We start from the raw sequence: 16,983 nt of genomic DNA, 5'->3' as shown, positions 1-16,983 counted from the left end.
AGTTAATATTGAGTATATTATATTATTCTTTTATGTTAAGCTTAAAGAGAAAATTATATCAGGAGAAAAATATGATTAAAGTAATTGCAAGAAGCGTCATAAAAGAAAATCATTTATCTGACGCATTAGAAATCTATAAGCATCTGGTTGCTGAAACCGTAAAAGAAACTGGCTGTATTGCTTATGAATTATTTCAAGAACTAAATAATCCCAATAGCTTAACTTTAATTGAAGAATGGGAGAATACGGAGGCTTTGCAGCGTCATACTCAGACGCCACATTTCATCACCTTAGTTGAACAACTTTCTTTATTTGAAAAAGAATTACCAGTTCTAATATATAAAAAATTATTTTAGCCTATAGTGCAGATGTTGATTAATTTTCGAAAATTCCTTTAACATCTGCACTCCTTATGCAACATGATATGAAACACAAAAATAAAAAAGCCTAGTATTTACTAGACTTTTTCGAGTGGAGCAGACGGGATTTGAACCCGTGTCCAAAAACCAATTCCCTGTTCTTCTACTATCATAGTTAGTTCATTGACATTCCCTCCACAGCCCGGGAACTAACACCCTGACTGCTTTAGTAGCTTCATAATACATCCGCATACTCAAAGCTTTGCATACGTCGTTTCTCACATAGTCGATGCCGGGATCTTAAAGTGTGAGTGCTCTAAGGCCGACAAGCTGCATTAAGCAGCTAAAGCTAATTTATTATTGTTAGCGTTTATATTTAGGTTTGCCATTTAACGCATCGCATACGGATAGCTTCACCAGCTGCATAGCCCCTGTCGAAACCAGTACTGCCCCTGACTGGTACTCTTCAAGCGAGCATTATCATAGTATCACGAAAAAAAATAAATGTCAACATCCACTGTGTTCCATTTACAGATCGTCAATCAGGGCGCTGCTCTTTGCATATGCTGTGCTTCTTGCTTCAAAAAAATCAGTTTTTATTAAATTTGCGTTGCTATACTGGCTGACCCAGGACATACTCTCCGGCTCTCTTTTATGCCCCTCATAAATCCGCTCCCAGCCAAGACTTTCACACCGGAAATTTCCCAGATACATGATGTAATCTGTGATCATTTCCTTTGTCAATCCAGGAACATCATCGCCGATAGCATAGATCCCCCATGCGATTTCCTGCTCACACCCTTCTTTGATCATGCTCCGGTACTCACTGACGCATTCCGGAGTAAACAGCTGGGGTTCTTCCTTTTTCAGTTCCAGAATGATGTTGCGAAACAGCCATAGGTGCGTATTCTCATCCCGGTTAATATAGCGGATCTCCTGAGAGGAACCTGTCATTTTATGATTCCGTCCCAGATTGTAGAAGAACATAAAACCACTGTAAAAATAGATTCCTTCCAGAATAAAGTTGGCAACCACTGCTTTCAAAAATGCCCGGCTGCTCTTGTCTTTCTGAAATTCATTATACAGATCTCCGATAAAAGTGTTTCGTGCCAGCAGATGAGGATCATTCTTCCACTGATACAAAACCTCATTTCTCGTCTGGGGTTCACAGATGGTATCCAACATATAGCTGTAGCTCTGACTGTGAACCGCCTCCTGAAAGGTCTGAATTGCCAGGCAGAGATTGATCTCATTGGCGGTTATATATTCGCTGATGGCCGGTAAGTTGGCTGTCTGGATGCTGTCTAAAAACACCAGAAATGATAAAATCTTATCATACGCCCTGCGCTCACCGGGACTTAAAAGGGGATAATCCTTGCTGTCTCTTAGCAGATTAATCTCCTCCGGTATCCAGAAATTATTCATGGCCTGACGATACCAGTCACTTACCCAGCCGTATTTCATGTTGTTAAAATCATTGAGATTGGTGGTATTGCCATTGATCATGCGCCGATCTCTTACTTCCACGGATCCTTCCGGATTAAATAGAGGTCTTTTCTTTAACTGTTCCATGGGTTCTGGTTCCACTCTCCTTTTTATTGTCTTATTTTCTTAACTTCTTAGCTGGAGCATGCCTCACAGTCGTCCACTTCAAGGCTTTTGGAGCGGATGTAATAAATGGTCTTTACTCCCGATTCCCACGCCAGAATGTATAGCCCAAGCACCTGCCTTAAGGTATAATCATTGGTGATATACAAATTCATGCTCTGGGCCTGGTCAACATGGCGCTGCCTGACCCCTGCTGCCTTTACAGACCAGGTCTGGTCAATATAATGAGCATTTTTGTATAGCCAGAATGTATCCGGAGTAAGCCCAGGCGCAACCCTTGGAACCAGTCCGTTCTTTTTCTCTTCCAGATAGTACCGGCTCATAATCGGATCAAGTCCTGCCGTTGTCCCTGCAATCATGCTCATACTGCTGGTGGGGGCGATCGCAATCAGCCAGCCGTTTCTCATACCCCATGCATTCACTTTCCTGCCTAATTCGTTCCACTCACGGGATTCATAGCCCCGTTTTTTAAAATAAGCACCCGTCTGCCAGTCGCTCCCTTCAAAGAACGAATAGCTTCCTTTTTCTCTTGCAAGATCACAGCTGGCCTCCACCGCTGCATAATTTATGGTCTCAAAAACCTGATCTGTAAAAGCCAGATGTTCCTCTGATTCCCAGGCGATTTTGTTGTTGGCAAGCATGTGGTGATAGCCGCTAACTCCAAGACCGATTGGGCGGTATCGTTCATTGGTGATCTCTGCATAAGGAACTGGAAAATAGTTAAGATCAATGACATTGTCAAGCGCACGCACTGCACTGCGGACCAGCCCGGTTAATTCTTCTTTGGAATTTACATCTATTTTTCCAAGGGATAGACTGGCCAGATTACAGACAACAAAATCTCCCGGCTTTGTCACGGTTACTACAACCGTTTCCCCGTCCACGGTCTTCATGCTCTGTTCCACCTGTTCCACTGCGCTCATATTCTGGGCAATTTCCGTACAGAGATTGCTGCAGTAGATAATTCCCTTATGGCTGTTTGGATTGAAATTATTGACTGCATCCCGGTTAAATGTAAATGGAGTTCCTGTTTCTACCGCACTCTTTAAAACAAGTCGGATAATGTCCTTAATCAAGACAACCCTCTTATGAATTCTTTCGTCATTTACACACTTAAGGTAACGTTCCTCCCACAAATCTCCCCAGCAATCTTCCAATGCCCAGCCCATTACAGTCAGTATCTCGTGGGGACACATCAGATACCAGTTACTTTCAATATCTTCCTTCGCCTGCCGCCAGAAAAGATCGGGGTAGCATACTGCCGGGAAAACATCGTGGGCTTTCATGCGGTCATCGCCATTATTGGTCTTAAGCATTAAAAATTCCGGAAGATCTTTGTGCCATACGTCTAAGTACACTGCTACCGCCCCCTGGCGCATTCCCAGCTGGTCCACTGCAACAGCCGTATCATTGGCAAGCTTGATCCAACGGATCACACCTCCGGCCGCTCCTTTAAATCCCCTTATGGAACTTCCAGTCGCCCGGACTTTTCCAAAATACAGTCCCATGCCGCCGCCAAATTTACTGATCTTGGCAAAGCTGTCTATGCTTCGGTAAATTCCGTCCAGACTGTCCGGCACTGTATCTATAAAACAGGAAGAGAGCTGATGGTATGGTTTTCTCGCATTGGATAAAGTCGGCGTTGCCATGGTCACCTTTAATGTGCTGAGCATATCATAAAACTTCCTTACCCAGCCGTCCCGGTCTACCTGTTCCAGCATGGCAAGATGCATGGCAATCCCTAAAAACATCTCCTGAGGTGTTTCAAGGGGAACATTCTCCCTGCTATGAATAACGTAACGGTTTAACACCAGTTCCAGTCCGGAGTAATTAAACAGACGGTCTCTGGTATGATCAATATAAGCTTCATACCGGTTAAGTTCGTCCTCGCTGTAATTGTCAAGAATGTAGCTTCCGTACAGATTCTCACCCGTTAAATAAGCAACTTTATCATAGAAGCTTTTTAATCCATGCCTGTTAAGCTCTGCTTTCAGGATTCGTCCAAATTGAACCAGATAAATTCTGGCACTTACGTATTCCCAGTCAGAGGCTTCCTGGGTCGTCAGCTCAACTGCTGCCTGAATCAGTGCAGAAAGTCTCTCTCTGACCGTCATGTCCTCTTTAAAAAATGTCATAAACTTTATATAAAGCTTGTTAAGACCGTATGACGGTGAATTGTATTCCCGCTCTATCTCATCAAGTACCGGACTTAATTCAGGTACTTCCTTAAAGTATGCCAATATCTCATTTTTACCGTATAATTCATCCATACTGATTCCTGCCATTCTATTGCGTTATAATAATATCAATAACTGTTATCAAAGCTATATTCATGAATATACCACAAGATATTGTTAATTTCAACCATCCGATCACAAAATATTCGTTTTTTATCTTTTCAAAAAAATCACCGGGGAAGAAAATCCATAGAAGATTTTAACTCCAGATCCTGAAAAAGTGCATTTACAGCAGAGGTGTAGTCCCATAGATTCTGGGATTTTTGTATCTTTTTCCCGTGCTTTTCGCTGTTTTCAAAAGACTGAAGCATATAAGCCCACAGTTCTTTCATTTTAAACAGCAGATTGCGGTCACCAAAAATCGTTTCCTGGTATCCAGAAAGAATTTCGTCATGAAATGCCCTCAGCTGTTCTTTTTTAAGACGTCCCTGTCCTTTTATTTCTCCTGCAAGCATGGGGTTGGCAATCAGTCCCCTGCCAAGCATCACCCGGTTCACAGATGGAAATGTCTGAACCATTCGGTCATAAGCCTCAGGAGTAAATATATCTCCATTATAGCAGACGGGATTTTTACTAACGGTGACTGCCATCTGAAACATGTCCCAGTTTGGAGTATTCCGGTAAAAATCCGTTTGAATTCTGGGATGGATAATCAGCTCCTTAACAGGATACTTGTTATAGATTTCCATAAGTCGGTAAAATTCCTCCGGACTGTCCTTTCCGATTCTGGTTTTAATGGAAATGCTCATATCAATGGAAAAAATCCGGTCCAGAAACTGATCTAACTGATCAGGAACTGCAAGAAAACCAGAGCCTCTTTGCTTGGATACAACTGTTTTAGATGGACAGCCCAGATTTAGATTTACCTCATCATATCCATATTTTTTAAGTTCCATAGCGGTCCAGACGAAGCCCTCCCAATGATTGGTCATAATCTGGGGAATCGTCCTTGCGCCCTCATTATGCTCCGGAAGAATATCATTTTTTTCTCTGGAAGAAAATTCACGGTTCTGGGTCGGCACAATAAAAGGTGTGAAGTATACGTCTACATCCTTGAAAAACTTACGATGTGCATTTCTGTAAATATATCCTGTAATCCCCTCCATGGGGGCGAAGTAATAGTTCATAAGCAGTTCTCCTGTTCCTTTTTTACACTCCCCATTCTACCACAGGAGATGAAAAATTCATAGAATACCATTTGCAGATTATGGAAATTGGTGCTATAATATTGGGCAAAATGCCATTACTCAGGAGGATCTATCATGTTTCGTTTTAATCAGATTTTTAAACGTACTACCGGTGTCATAATGCTTGCAGCCCTGTTCTCATCTTCTGTTGTTTTTACAGCAAAAGCGGAAGAAGAATCCGGACCTGCCTTTGCTCCTCCGGTTAACCATACTGCTGCGCCTGAGATCGGTCCTGGAATGAGTTTAAAATCCAACTGTGTGGTTGTTTTAGACCCTGGTCACGGAAAAACAGACGGTCACTACTCCGGCTGCCACTTCGAATACGACGGAGTTACCTATTACGAAGATATCATTACAATGAAAATAGCCAATTATACGAAAGAATATCTGGAGAAAAACTCCAATTATACCGTTTATATGACGAAAGACAGTTCCGAGGTCACCGTCCCATTGGATCAGCGGGCTGCCTTTGCGGCTTCCGTCCGCGCAGACTTATTTGTCAGTCTCCACGTGGATTCCATCGCAGGAAACGGCACTACGAGGAACGCTTACGGTGCCAGTTCCATGTCCCCCAGAACCGGACGTTTTAACAATGACGTTGCCATTCAATCCCAGGACGCAGCAAATACGATTTTAAACCAGCTAACCGGCCTTGGACTTCACAACAGAGGATTAATCCTTCAGGATTCCAAAAACGGAACCTTATATCCAGACGGAAGTACTGCTGATTACTATGCAATTCCCCGATATTCCCAGATGTACGGTCTCCGTGGCTTTATCATTGAGCATGGATACATCAATTACATCAGCGACTTAACCGGATTCCTCTCCACCGACGAGCAGTTAAAGAAACTGGGAGAGGCTGACGCCAAAGGTATCATCGAATATTTAAACAAAGCTGGAAAGTCCACTTTTACAACGGCCACTGCTACTGTTTCAGCACCACCTGCTAACTAAGAGCTCATAATCCCTGCCTTCCTGCATAAAATATATCATAAATTACGGCCCAAACTGGCAGGGAGGAACAGGTTTGTCAAAAATTCTGGATAACAGTTATTATGATTTAATGATCAGCACCGCCCTGGCTCCAACCTATGATACCGGTGATAATATCACTTATTTAAACAGACAGAACTCTCTGCTTCATATCCCCGCCGGCAACGGAGATCCCTGTGACCTTGGAAAGCATTCTTACAGCAGCTTTCCTACCCTTTACACCCTTGCCTCAACCATAAGCCTGGAAAAATCGGGAGTTACTACGGTACAGACAAATCCCTATCTGGCTTTATACGGGCAGGGGGTATTGGTAGCGGTCATTGACACCGGGATTGATTACCGTCACCCGGCATTTCTCTTTAATGACGGTACTTCCCGGATTCTTACCATGTGGGATCAGACCGATCAGTCAGGCACCATCCCCAATGAATTTACCTTTGGTTCTGAATACAGCAGGGAACAGATTAATGCTGCCCTCAAGTCGCCAGCCCCTTTAAGCGTTATTCCCATGACAGATCCGTTGGGACACGGAACTGCCATTGCCAGTATTCTGGCTGGATCCCCTAACGAACAGCAGGGATTTAGCGGCGTTGTTCCCCAGTCTGATCTGGTGATTGTTAAGCTAAAGGAAGCAAAGCCTGTTCTGAAAAAAGTATCCTTTGTTCCTGAAAATGCAAACTGCTATCAGGAATCTGATTTAATTCTTGGAATCCGCTATGCTGTTACAGTTGCTTCCCGGTTTAACCGTCCTGTGGTTATCTGTATTGCTATTGGAAGCAGTCAGGGCGGTCATGACGGAAGAGGCGCGACCAGCGCTTATTTAGACCATCTGGCACTTCTTCCCGGCAATGGGGTCTCCGTTGCTGCCGGCAATGAGGGAAACAGCCAGCGTCACTACTACAATTCTACTTCCACCGTTCCTTACTACAATGACATAGAGCTGAGAGTGGGCAGCAGTGACACTTTATTTGCCATGGAAATCTGGACTTATGCACCTGCCAGACTTTCCATTGATATCTCCTCTCCCAACCGGGAATCTACCCAGCCGGTTTATCCGGGATTGAACCAATGCAGAAAGTTCAGCTTTATTTTTAATAAAACTACTATTTATGTTAATAATATTATTTTTGAAGAGGAGACAGGAGAACAGTTAATTCTTCTCCGTTTTAGTAACCCCCTTCCCGGAATCTGGTATCTCCGGGCGCAGAGTCCCGAAAACGAAGCTTTTTCCTTTCATTCCTGGCTACCCTCCGGCAGTCTTTTATCAAACGATACCTTTTTCCTGGATTCAAGTCCTGACACCACCGTCACATCGCCAGGCAATGCAAGGCATCAGCTGACTGTAGCTGCCTATAACCAGCTAAATGACAGCATTCTTCCTGAATCAGGAAGAGGCTATACAAGAACAGGTCAGGTAAAACCGGATATTGCAGCTCCGGGCTTTGAACTCACCTGTGCAGTTCCGGGAGGCCTTTACGGAACCGCAACCGGAACGGGAGCTGCTGCTGCCCATGCGGCGGGAATCATTGCCATGGTATTTGAATGGGGAATTGTAAAGGGAAATTATCCCAGACTCACCGGCAATGACGTGAACCGGCTGATGATAAGCGGCGCTGTAAGAAATCCGGCAAACACCTATCCCAACAATATATGGGGATACGGTCAGGTTGATATAAACCGGCTGTTTGAGCGTTTCACCAGTAATTAAAAAAAGCCTTCAAGCCAGGCAATAAATCGCCGGTGGCTTGAAGGCATGTCTGCGGTTCAAAGATGACTGCAGGTTTATTCTTCAACAAACATATCTTTACCAACTCCACATACTGGGCAAACCCAATCCTCTGGAATATCCTCAAATGCAGTGCCTGGCTCAATACCAGAATCAGGATCACCGATTTCTGGGTCATATACGTAACCACATGGTTCACAAACATATTTTGCCATCCCTGTCACCTCCTTACATTTCTCTGTGCTTCTTTTATAGCATATAATATGTTTTTTATCAATAGATTTATGATGATTTGTCCTTTAACTTACAAATCTGCTGTGTCATGGTTCCCATGGGACAGTATACGCACCAGGATCTTGGTTTATACAAAACCATGGTAATAATACCAAGCACTGTGGATGTGAGCATGACGCTGTAGAATCCGAAGGCAAACTGGGCAACCCAGTCCGCTGCTATGGTTCCATGATAAGCAAAATGCCAGGGTAGTTTAAAGGTCCATAAAAGCTGCACTGCCTGCTTTAAGCTTCCTGCATCTGAAAAAACCAGATAGGTGGTAAACAGCATATTTCCAAACATGATAAGAAAAAAGATGAGAAATCCATATCGGAATCCACGGCTTCTAATAAATGCTGGTATATCTTTTTTCCGGGATAATTTCAGTCTGTTTCCAAGAAGATCCAGAAGCTGGCCTCTGCCGCAGTAGTGATTGCAATAGGTTTTATTCCCCTTAACTGCAGAGATTCCCAATGGAATCAGGAAACAAAGGAGTCCCAGCCAGGCAAAAAGGATATTAAAGAATCCCAGGATCAGATAGAGTAAGGATGCCAGCCAGAGATAATCATACCAGTTTTTTTTCTTATTTGTTCCCATCTTCTTCCCCCCTTTTCAGTATTTCAATATGAATCACTGATGCCGGACAGGCCTTTGCGCACAAACCACAGCCAACACATTTTAACGTATCTATTTTTGCTGTGATCCCACATGGTATTGTAATGGCTCCTTTCGGACACACTTTCATACAGCCGCCGCAGGCGACACAATGGGTCTCATCTACAACTGCATACCTCTTGTTTTTTTGTAACGTCATTGCTTCCTCCATGTTTTTTTCTAGATCTTAACAGATTTTTTCCAATTTTTCCGTGACCATGTCACTTTAGACAATCCATTTTGATCCGAAAAGAGGAAAAAGATCTGTCTCTGCCTTGATGTCAGGCAAAATACAGATCTCTTTAACGATTTATGATACAAAATCTTCTCTCATTGGGGTGAAAATATCAACTAGAATTCCTTTTTCCAGGCATACACAGCCATGCATCACACCATCCTGTTTTAATAAGGTATCTCCAGCCTTAACTGTCTTTACTTCGTCACCGATGGTAAATTCAAAGGCACCGCTTGCCACATATGTAATCTGTGTATGAGGGTGATTATGCATCTTACCAATGGCTCCCTGCTCAAAATGATTCTCCACACACATCATGCCATCACAGTATGCCAGCACCTTTCTGACAACACCGTCTCCTGCTTTCTCTCCATCAATATCCTGATTGAATACCCACCTTTGATTTTTTTCCGTTTTCATGTTATGCCGCTCCTTTTCGTAGTTTTCTTAATTTTAAGTAATTTTAATCATAATGTCAAGATGATCTGACAGCCGTACACTAACTGTCAGTTTTTATTTCCAGTCTTTCCACGTATCTGGCTGATAGCCGATTGTTGCCTGTTTTCCATTTCTGACAATGGGAGTTTTTAACACTTCCTGGTTTTCTAAAATCTTATCATCTTTATCCTCAGGAGCAATGTATCTGATAAGAGCCAGAACATCCTGATTCCGGCAATTCTCATCAAGCATGGCATCTGTACCTCCCACCGCCTGCCTCACGCTGTTATACTCCCCTTTGCTCATCCCTTTTTCCTTCATATCAATCAACTGATACGGAATTTTACGCTCTTTAAAATAACGTTCTGCTTTTTTCGTATCAAAACACTTTTTGGTTCCGAATATCTGTACATTCATGGTGTGCCTCCTTTGCCAAACTAAAAATGGTACTGTTGTTTTTATGTCTCAAACAACAATACCATTTTAAAGATAATTTTACCAGACCTCTTCTGAAATTTCTTTAACCAGTTTTATTTTTTCCCACTGTTCTTCTTCCGTCAGTTTATTTCCCTCTTCCGTTGATGCAAAACCACATTGAGGACTTAAGGATAAGCGGTCCAGGGGGATATAACGGGAAGCCTTGCGGATTCGCTCAATGATCCGTGATTTTTCTTCTAAATCCGGGGATTTGGTAGTAATCAGCCCAAGGACTACCTGCTTATCTCCATCCACATAATGAAGGGGTTCAAAATCTCCCGAACGCTCATCATCAAATTCCAGGTAGTAAGCAGAAACATTTTCTTTTCCAAATAAATGGGGGGCAATGGGGGCATATCCGCCGGAGGAAGCCCAGGTGGAATGATAATTGCCTCTGCATACATGTGTATTAATTACCAGATCTTCCGGCAGATTTTCCATCGCCAGATTATTCAGTCTCACATACTTTTCTGCCTCGGAAGTAACAGATTTTGATCCCTTCTGTCTGGCTTCCCAATACTTAGTGTCACAGAACATTCCCCAGGTACAGTCGTCAAACTGGACATTTCTGCATCCTGCTTCATACAGATCAGCCAGTACGGTGTGGTAAGCAGATGCAATATCCAGGATCAGTTCCTCTTCGTCCGGATAGTAAGATTTTGTCTGTTCCAGATTATCTCCCCGCTCCAGCTCCGCCAGAAACTGGGCTGGTGCCGGTATGGTCTGTCTTGCAGTAACTGAATCATCCTCAAACAGCTTCACAAATTTAAAATGCTCTACAAAGGGGTGATTTTCCCCGGAGATTTTCCCGCTCAGACCGGCCGATTCTCCTCTGGTAACTTCGTCATGAAACGCATAGCCACGTTCTACTTCCAGTTTTTTAACACCCTGAAGTCCCCACATGAAATCCAGATGCCACCAGCTTCTGCGAAACTCTCCGTCTGTGATGACGGGAAGTCCCGCCTCTTTTTGCTTTTCGATCAGCTCTGTAATGGCTCTGTCCTCAGTCTTTCTTAATTCTTCCTCTGTAACGGTTCCATTTTTCCATCCTTCTCTTGCCTCCTTTAAATAATCCGGACGCAAAAAACTTCCTACTATATCAAATTTAAATGGGGCTCTTTTTTTCAACTGTGTCATGATTTTACTCTCCTCTCTTTTTTCCTGTCTTGTTTTTCTTTATTCTAAAGGATAAAGGGATATCTGTAAAATTCTATATTTTTATGACCTGGTATAGTTTTAAACTATATCACTTTGTGTTAGAATAAAAGCAGAACAAGAAAGAGAGGAATCCATTGCAATGACGCTACAGCAGCTTCGTTACATCATCACCATTGTAAACTGCGGGTCTATATCAGAGGCTGCAAAACAGCTTTTTATTACCCAGCCCAGCCTTTCTAATGCAGTGAAAGAACTGGAACAGGAATACGGCATCACCATATTTAACAGAAATCCAAAGGGGATCTCTCTTTCCTCAGATGGAAGTGAATTTCTTTCCTATGCAAGGCAGGTTCTGGAGCAGGCTGATTTACTGGAACAGCATTATTTGAAAAAAACTCCGGCAAAACGGATCTGCTCCATATCCACCCAGCATTATGCATTTGCTGTAAATGCCTTTGTCAATCTGGTGGAAAGGCAGGATAATGACGAATATGAATTCACCTTACGGGAAACAAGAACGTTTGAGATCATTGAAGATGTGAAAAATTTCAGAAGTGAACTTGGTATTGTTTATTTAAATGATTTTAATGAGAAGGTACTTGAAAAGCTTTTTAAAGACAGCGGACTGATCTTTCACCCATTGTTTGAAGCTTCTCCTCATGTATTTATCAGTTCATCCCATCCTCTTTCCAGTCGTTTATCTGTTACAATGGAGGATTTAATGGCTTATCCATTTCTGGCTTTTGAACAGGGGGAAAATAACTCCTTTTATTTTTCTGAGGAAATATTAAGCACTGTTCCAAGGAAGAAAATCATCTACGTCAGTGACCGGGCTACGTTATTTAATTTATTAATTGGGTTAAATGGCTATACCATCTGCAGTGGAATCTTAAACAGCAACTTAAATGGAGATAATATCATTGCAGTTCCTCTTGTCACCTCGGAGTGTATGAGGATCGGCTGGATTGAGAATCCAAAGATACACTTAAGTATATTCGCCCAAAACTATCTGGAAGAGTTAAAGGATTTAATCCGGGCGGATGGGCTGGCGGTTTTTGTGATGTGATTTTAACAGAAAAAGCGGTTCTGCATCATTACACCTTGCAGAACCGCTTTTATACTATCTTACTGTAACCGGACAGGCCTTATACTGTAACTCTTCACGAAAATATTTCATAATCTCAAACACAGCAGTTTTCACTTCCTCTAAAGGACCAGTCAAAATCAGGGTACCGCTGAACCGGTCTAAAAATCCCAGTTCCACGTACCCGGCTTTTACCGCAATATCTGCTGCAATAACTGTGGATTCCGGAGGGGACATATGAATGGTGCCGATTGACATTCCCTTAAAGTCCTCTCCTGCATGGGTACCTATGTCCAGGCCCAGATTCTTATATACAGAAGGTTCGGAAACTCCGATGACATGGGCCATTGATATTTCTTTCCCGGATACGGAGACTTTCACCACACGCATCTGCTCATTTCCCCCATGTCCGTGTGTTTTTCCTAAAATCTGCTGTAATGCTTCCTGATCAGGCCGCTTTTCTGTCATTTAAACACACCCTTTCTGGGTTTATCCTTTTTTCTCTTCCCCTAAATATTCCTTTAACAAGGCAATGCCTTCCCCGGTGATACTGCTTACTGGGAAAATCCGTTCACATCCGGCTTCCTCCAGCCACTGCCGCACCATGGCAACCTTCGCCCCGGGAGCATCTATTTTGGTTATGATACCAATCATAGGCCGGTTGCAGGCATTGATAATCCCCGGCGGAAAGAGATTAAAGGGCTCATCTGCCCCGCACAGCAGGCCAATGACATCTGACTCATAGGAAAAACAGCAGAGTGCCTGCATGGATATATTCTTATTTTCCACGTATTCTCCCGGTGTATCAATGGTAACATCCCAGTGATTGACATACTGGGTCTTATGATAAACCACCGGCTCTCCCTTTAATGCCTGGGTCAGAGAAGTCTTGCCTGCCTCGCTTCTTCCGCATAAAAACAATTTTTTCATCTTATCACCGCTTTGTAATCTGACAGGTCACGTACCCAAGTTCATCATGAAAATACTGTACAATCTCCGTAATCGCAGCCTGAACCTCTGCGATCTCACCAGTTATAATCAGTGTACCGCTAAACCGGTCAGCAAATCCCAGATCAATATTTCCGCTCTTTACCGCAATATCGGATGCTATGACTGCCGACTCCGGAGGAGTCATATTCATAATTCCGATAGCAGATGAACGGTAATCAATTTCCGGATTTAAACCCAGCTTACGATATACCACTGGCAGCGGTCCTCCGATAATATGAGCCAGAGTAATTTCTCTTCCTGCCACTGTTTCCTGAACGATACGGATCTGCTCTCCCTGTTCTGGTGAAGCTCCATATTCATTTCCCATTTAATACCACCTCGATCCATGCAAATATAAACTTTACCAGTCAATTATAAGCGTTTCCCTCTAGGGCAATGTCAATGCCTTATTGTCAGGGGAATCACATGTCCATATTTTCAGCATTCTAATCGTTCTATCTCTCCAGTCTTACATTTTCCAGGCAAAAACCTTTCCCAAGAGGGTAATGTTGTCATCAAAGAATTCAGAGCGCCCCAAGCCCTTTCAGTACACAGGAAACCACACTTCTTAAAAATTCTTCATCAATTCCCTCCCCGGTAATTAAAAGCCGGTAAAATAATGGGGCATAAATCATCTCCACACACAATTCCAGATTCAGTCCGCTCTTCATCTCCCCCCTCTTAACTCCACGTTCCAGAATTGTTCTGGAAACTTCTCTGCGAGGTGAAAAATATCTGGACTGGTAAGCCTCTGCTACATCAGAGTCAGACTGGCCTTCTGCAATCAATTCCCTTATGATCCGTCCTTCATCGGAAGCCAGGAACGAAGAAAGATTGCTGATCTGGATTACCAGATCTTCTATTACCGAACCGGTATCCGGCACAGGATACTGCTCCTTTAGAGTTGTGAAAAAGCTATCTGCCACTACAGCCGCCTTATTCGGCCACCATTTATAGATTGTTGCTTTGCTCACACCTGCATGCTTAGCAATCCCCTCTATTGTAACAGCCTGAAATCCATGGTCTGTCACCAGCGTGTGGGCTGAATTAAGGATTGCTTTCTCTGTTGATTCACTGCGCGGTCTTCCCTTGCCTGCCATATTGAGTTGTTATCCTTTCTATTAGCAATTTTATATAATGAACGTTTCGTTTATTATATATCTTTCGTTTATTTTTTTCAAGGAAAATCGATTGACATTTTTAAAGAATAGGATTAAGATTTAATTACTAAACGATACGTACAGTTTATATATTTTGAGAGAAATGAGGTCTCTTTATGAAAGAAACTAAAACAAACAAAAATCAATCTCCTTTATGGCTGGTATTTCTGCTGGCTGCCTCCTGCGGCCTGATTGCCGCAAATTTATATTACGCCCAGCCTCTTGCCGGATTGATCGGAAATTCCCTTTCCATGCCCAGATCAATGACAGGGCTTATTGTCACCATGACTCAGCTGGGATACGTTATTGGTCTTCTTTTTATCGTACCTTTCAGCGATATGGCAGAAAACAGGCTTTTAACCGGCTTAGGGCTGATGACGGCTGCCTGCGGTCTGCTCATCAGTGCTCTCACTCACCATGCCGGCCTGTTTCTTTTTGCAGCCTGCCTGACCGGTTTTGGGTCTGTATCTGCACAGATATTAGTTCCTTACTCCGCTTCGCTGGTTCCGGCGAAGGAGCAGGGACGTATGGTGGGCAATGTCATGAGCGGACTTTTACTTGGTATTATGGCAGCACGCCCGATTTCCAGCTTGCTTGCCCAATTTACGGGCTGGCGGAGTGTATTCCTTTTATCTGCAGGTATTATGACAGTCATTGCAGTTTTGCTGGTGTTTCTGCTACCTCCCCGCAGTCCCCGGAAGAATCAGTCATACCGCAGTCTAATCGCTTCCTTGTTACCACTGTTAATTCACACACCTGTACTAAAGCGCAGGGCGGTGTACCAGGCCTGTCTCTTTTGCTCTTTCAGTCTTTTCTGGACTGTGGCTCCCATGTGGCTGGAAGAACATTATCACCTGACCCAGACTGGGATTGCATTATTTTCTCTGGCTGGTGTGGGGGGAGCAGCGGTATCCCCTATTGCCGGAAAGCTGGCTGACAAAGGGTACACAAAACCACTTACCCTACTGGCGTTCCTCACTGCATCGGCGGCATTCCTGCTCACCCACGGGATCTTATCTCCCATCAGAATCTCCCTTATGGTCTTTCTGGCAGCTGCCCTTCTTCTTGACATGGCCGTTTCGGGAAACCTGGTACTGAGCCAGAAGGCAATTTACGAACTGGGTGATCAGACCCGGGGAAGGATGAATGGCCTATTTATGGCAGTTTTCTTCACGGGAGGAGCGCTTGGCTCTTTTCTGGGCGGCTGGGCTTATGCATCTGCAAGCTGGTTTGGCGCTTCTCTCATAGGAATGGCCATGCCGCTCATCGCCCTTCTTTACTTTCTCACTGACAATGGATATAATCATAATTATAAAAAGGAGATCATCAATGAACAAATTATTTAATTCAATGAAGATTCGTAATCTGGAGGTAAAAAACAGAATTGCCGTACCTCCCATGGTAATTTACAACCGTACCGATGATACAGGCTATGTAACTGATATTCAGGTCGAGCATTACCGTAAAATTGCCCAGGGCGGGCCGGGACTCATTATTCAGGAGGCTACCTGTGTGGAAAAGGACGGACGACTCTGTGATTCACAGATTGGAATCTGGGAAGACGGGCAGATCGAAGGACTTAAAAGAATTACAAATGCGGTTCATGAAACCGGGACACCCATCTTTGTACAGATTCATCACGGCGGCGTCTTCGGCTTTATGGAAGAAACCGTCTGCCCCAGTGATATTCAGTGTATGGTGAAGGGAACCATGAAAAAATCCAGAGCACTCACACGTTTAGAATTGCACCGGATTCAGAACTCATTTGCAGATGCTGCAGAACGGGCATATAAGGCAGGTTATGATGGAGTGGAGCTTCATGGATGCCACAACTATTTAATCAGTCAGTTCTTAAACAGCCGGGTGAACGTGCGAAATGATGAATATGGGAATAATCCGGCGCTGTTTGCTCTGGAAATAATCAGAGAGATCCGGAAACGGACACCTGATTCTTTTATCGTGGGAATGCGGCTGGGTGCGTTTGAGCCCAAACTATCTGATGGGATTGATCATGCCAAGATTTTTCAGGCAGAGGGTATTGATTTTCTCAACATTTCTTTTGGATTCATGCAGCTTTCTGATCCATTTAAGACAGCTGATTACCGGTTCACGGACTTAATTTACGGTGCACAGGAAATCAGGAAACAGGTATCTGTTCCGGTTTTCACCGTGGGAGAAATCATTTCCCCAGAGCAGGCCGATGAGATATTAACTGCAACCGGGATTGATATGGTTAACATCGGACGGGGAACTTTGGTTAACCCCAACTGGGCAAATGACGCCAGAAACGGAAAAGATACAGGAGCCTGCATTCACTGCAAAATCTGTATGTGGCGGATCAATCCGGAAAAGTGTCCTGGCAGAATCAGATATGAACGAAATAATAAATGACAAAAAGAAG

The 16,983-nt window shown here is 43.5% G+C and carries 19 protein-coding genes and 1 other RNA gene; 6 read left to right on the top strand and 14 right to left on the bottom strand.

Features of this window, described 5'->3' with window-relative positions:
• Positions 1–71: 71 nt before the first annotated feature.
• Positions 72–356 (top strand): putative quinol monooxygenase, encoded by a 285-nt coding sequence (locus ACOAOT_RS07205; RefSeq protein WP_420216364.1) that lies wholly within the window; start codon positions 72–74, stop codon positions 354–356.
• 113 nt (positions 357–469) lie between these two features.
• Here the strand turns inward: ACOAOT_RS07205 and ssrA are convergent.
• From ssrA to ACOAOT_RS07185, 4 genes are all read right to left on the bottom strand, one after another.
• Positions 470–812, bottom strand: a transfer-messenger RNA (tmRNA) gene (ssrA, locus tag ACOAOT_RS07200).
• Between the two features lie 75 nt (positions 813–887).
• Complete coding sequence (locus ACOAOT_RS07195; protein WP_420216662.1) at positions 888–1,931, bottom strand: ribonucleotide-diphosphate reductase subunit beta; 1,044 nt, start codon at positions 1,929–1,931, stop codon at positions 888–890.
• 47 nt (positions 1,932–1,978) lie between these two features.
• On the bottom strand, positions 1,979–4,237 hold the full coding sequence (locus tag ACOAOT_RS07190) for a ribonucleoside-diphosphate reductase subunit alpha (protein ID WP_420216363.1): 2,259 nt from the start codon (positions 4,235–4,237) through the stop codon (positions 1,979–1,981).
• 137 nt (positions 4,238–4,374) lie between these two features.
• On the bottom strand, positions 4,375–5,331 hold the full coding sequence (locus tag ACOAOT_RS07185; RefSeq protein ID WP_420216362.1) for a tRNA dihydrouridine synthase: 957 nt from the start codon (positions 5,329–5,331) through the stop codon (positions 4,375–4,377).
• A gap of 135 nt (positions 5,332–5,466) precedes the next feature.
• Here ACOAOT_RS07185 and ACOAOT_RS07180 point away from each other — a divergent pair, with 135 nt between their 5' ends.
• On the top strand, positions 5,467–6,348 hold the full coding sequence (locus tag ACOAOT_RS07180; RefSeq protein ID WP_420216361.1) for an N-acetylmuramoyl-L-alanine amidase family protein: 882 nt from the start codon (positions 5,467–5,469) through the stop codon (positions 6,346–6,348).
• Positions 6,349–6,421: 73 nt separating this feature from the next.
• Positions 6,422–8,095, top strand: coding sequence for a S8 family peptidase (locus ACOAOT_RS07175; protein WP_420216360.1), 1,674 nt, complete (start codon positions 6,422–6,424; stop codon positions 8,093–8,095).
• 74 nt (positions 8,096–8,169) lie between these two features.
• Here the strand turns inward: ACOAOT_RS07175 and rd are convergent, their stop codons facing one another.
• The 6 genes from rd to ACOAOT_RS07145 form a co-directional block, all read right to left on the bottom strand.
• On the bottom strand, positions 8,170–8,328 hold the full coding sequence (gene rd / locus ACOAOT_RS07170) for a rubredoxin (protein ID WP_104435728.1): 159 nt from the start codon (positions 8,326–8,328) through the stop codon (positions 8,170–8,172).
• A gap of 67 nt (positions 8,329–8,395) precedes the next feature.
• Entirely contained in the window at positions 8,396–8,983 is a 588-nt protein-coding gene (locus ACOAOT_RS07165) for a 4Fe-4S binding protein (RefSeq protein WP_420216359.1), read from the bottom strand.
• On the bottom strand, positions 8,970–9,200 hold the full coding sequence (locus tag ACOAOT_RS07160; RefSeq protein WP_420216358.1) for a 4Fe-4S dicluster domain-containing protein: 231 nt from the start codon (positions 9,198–9,200) through the stop codon (positions 8,970–8,972). Before ACOAOT_RS07160 ends, ACOAOT_RS07165 begins: the two co-directional genes overlap by 14 nt.
• A gap of 150 nt (positions 9,201–9,350) precedes the next feature.
• Positions 9,351–9,695 (bottom strand): cupin domain-containing protein, encoded by a 345-nt coding sequence (locus ACOAOT_RS07155; protein ID WP_420216357.1) that lies wholly within the window; start codon positions 9,693–9,695, stop codon positions 9,351–9,353.
• Between the two features lie 93 nt (positions 9,696–9,788).
• Positions 9,789–10,130 carry an arsenate reductase family protein gene (locus tag ACOAOT_RS07150; protein WP_420216356.1) on the bottom strand — a complete coding sequence of 114 codons (342 nt, stop codon included), beginning with the start codon at positions 10,128–10,130 and terminating at the stop codon, positions 9,789–9,791.
• A gap of 78 nt (positions 10,131–10,208) precedes the next feature.
• Positions 10,209–11,327, bottom strand: coding sequence for a 5-methyltetrahydropteroyltriglutamate--homocysteine S-methyltransferase (locus ACOAOT_RS07145; RefSeq protein ID WP_420216355.1), 1,119 nt, complete (start codon positions 11,325–11,327; stop codon positions 10,209–10,211).
• Between the two features lie 160 nt (positions 11,328–11,487).
• On the opposite strand from ACOAOT_RS07145, the gene ACOAOT_RS07140 reads away from it, so the two are divergent.
• On the top strand, positions 11,488–12,414 hold the full coding sequence (locus tag ACOAOT_RS07140) for a LysR family transcriptional regulator (protein WP_420216354.1): 927 nt from the start codon (positions 11,488–11,490) through the stop codon (positions 12,412–12,414).
• A gap of 54 nt (positions 12,415–12,468) precedes the next feature.
• Here ACOAOT_RS07140 and ACOAOT_RS07135 read toward each other — a convergent pair whose 3' ends face one another.
• From ACOAOT_RS07135 to ACOAOT_RS07120, 4 genes are all read right to left on the bottom strand, one after another.
• Positions 12,469–12,900, bottom strand: coding sequence for a BMC domain-containing protein (locus ACOAOT_RS07135; protein ID WP_420216353.1), 432 nt, complete (start codon positions 12,898–12,900; stop codon positions 12,469–12,471).
• 21 nt (positions 12,901–12,921) lie between these two features.
• Complete coding sequence (locus ACOAOT_RS07130; protein WP_104435711.1) at positions 12,922–13,362, bottom strand: EutP/PduV family microcompartment system protein; 441 nt, start codon at positions 13,360–13,362, stop codon at positions 12,922–12,924.
• A 4-nt stretch (positions 13,363–13,366) separates the two neighbouring features.
• Complete coding sequence (locus tag ACOAOT_RS07125) at positions 13,367–13,750, bottom strand: BMC domain-containing protein (RefSeq protein WP_170819954.1); 384 nt, start codon at positions 13,748–13,750, stop codon at positions 13,367–13,369.
• A gap of 196 nt (positions 13,751–13,946) precedes the next feature.
• Positions 13,947–14,522 carry a TetR/AcrR family transcriptional regulator gene (locus tag ACOAOT_RS07120; protein ID WP_420216352.1) on the bottom strand — a complete coding sequence of 192 codons (576 nt, stop codon included), beginning with the start codon at positions 14,520–14,522 and terminating at the stop codon, positions 13,947–13,949.
• 176 nt (positions 14,523–14,698) lie between these two features.
• Here ACOAOT_RS07120 and ACOAOT_RS07115 point away from each other — a divergent pair, with 176 nt between their 5' ends.
• A complete protein-coding gene (locus tag ACOAOT_RS07115; protein ID WP_420216351.1) occupies positions 14,699–15,928 on the top strand; it encodes an MFS transporter in 1,230 nt (409 codons plus the stop codon).
• A complete protein-coding gene (locus ACOAOT_RS07110; protein ID WP_420216350.1) occupies positions 15,912–16,973 on the top strand; it encodes an NADH:flavin oxidoreductase in 1,062 nt (353 codons plus the stop codon). The genes ACOAOT_RS07115 and ACOAOT_RS07110 overlap by 17 nt, the downstream gene beginning before the upstream one ends.
• The last annotated feature ends 10 nt before the right edge of the window (positions 16,974–16,983 follow it).

This window comes from Lacrimispora struthionigena (genome assembly GCF_048627165.1).
Classification (GTDB): Bacteria; Bacillota; Clostridia; order Lachnospirales; family Lachnospiraceae; genus Lacrimispora.
The sequence above is the reverse complement of the archived record's forward strand: the minus strand, read 5'-3'. Positions and strand labels throughout refer to the sequence as shown.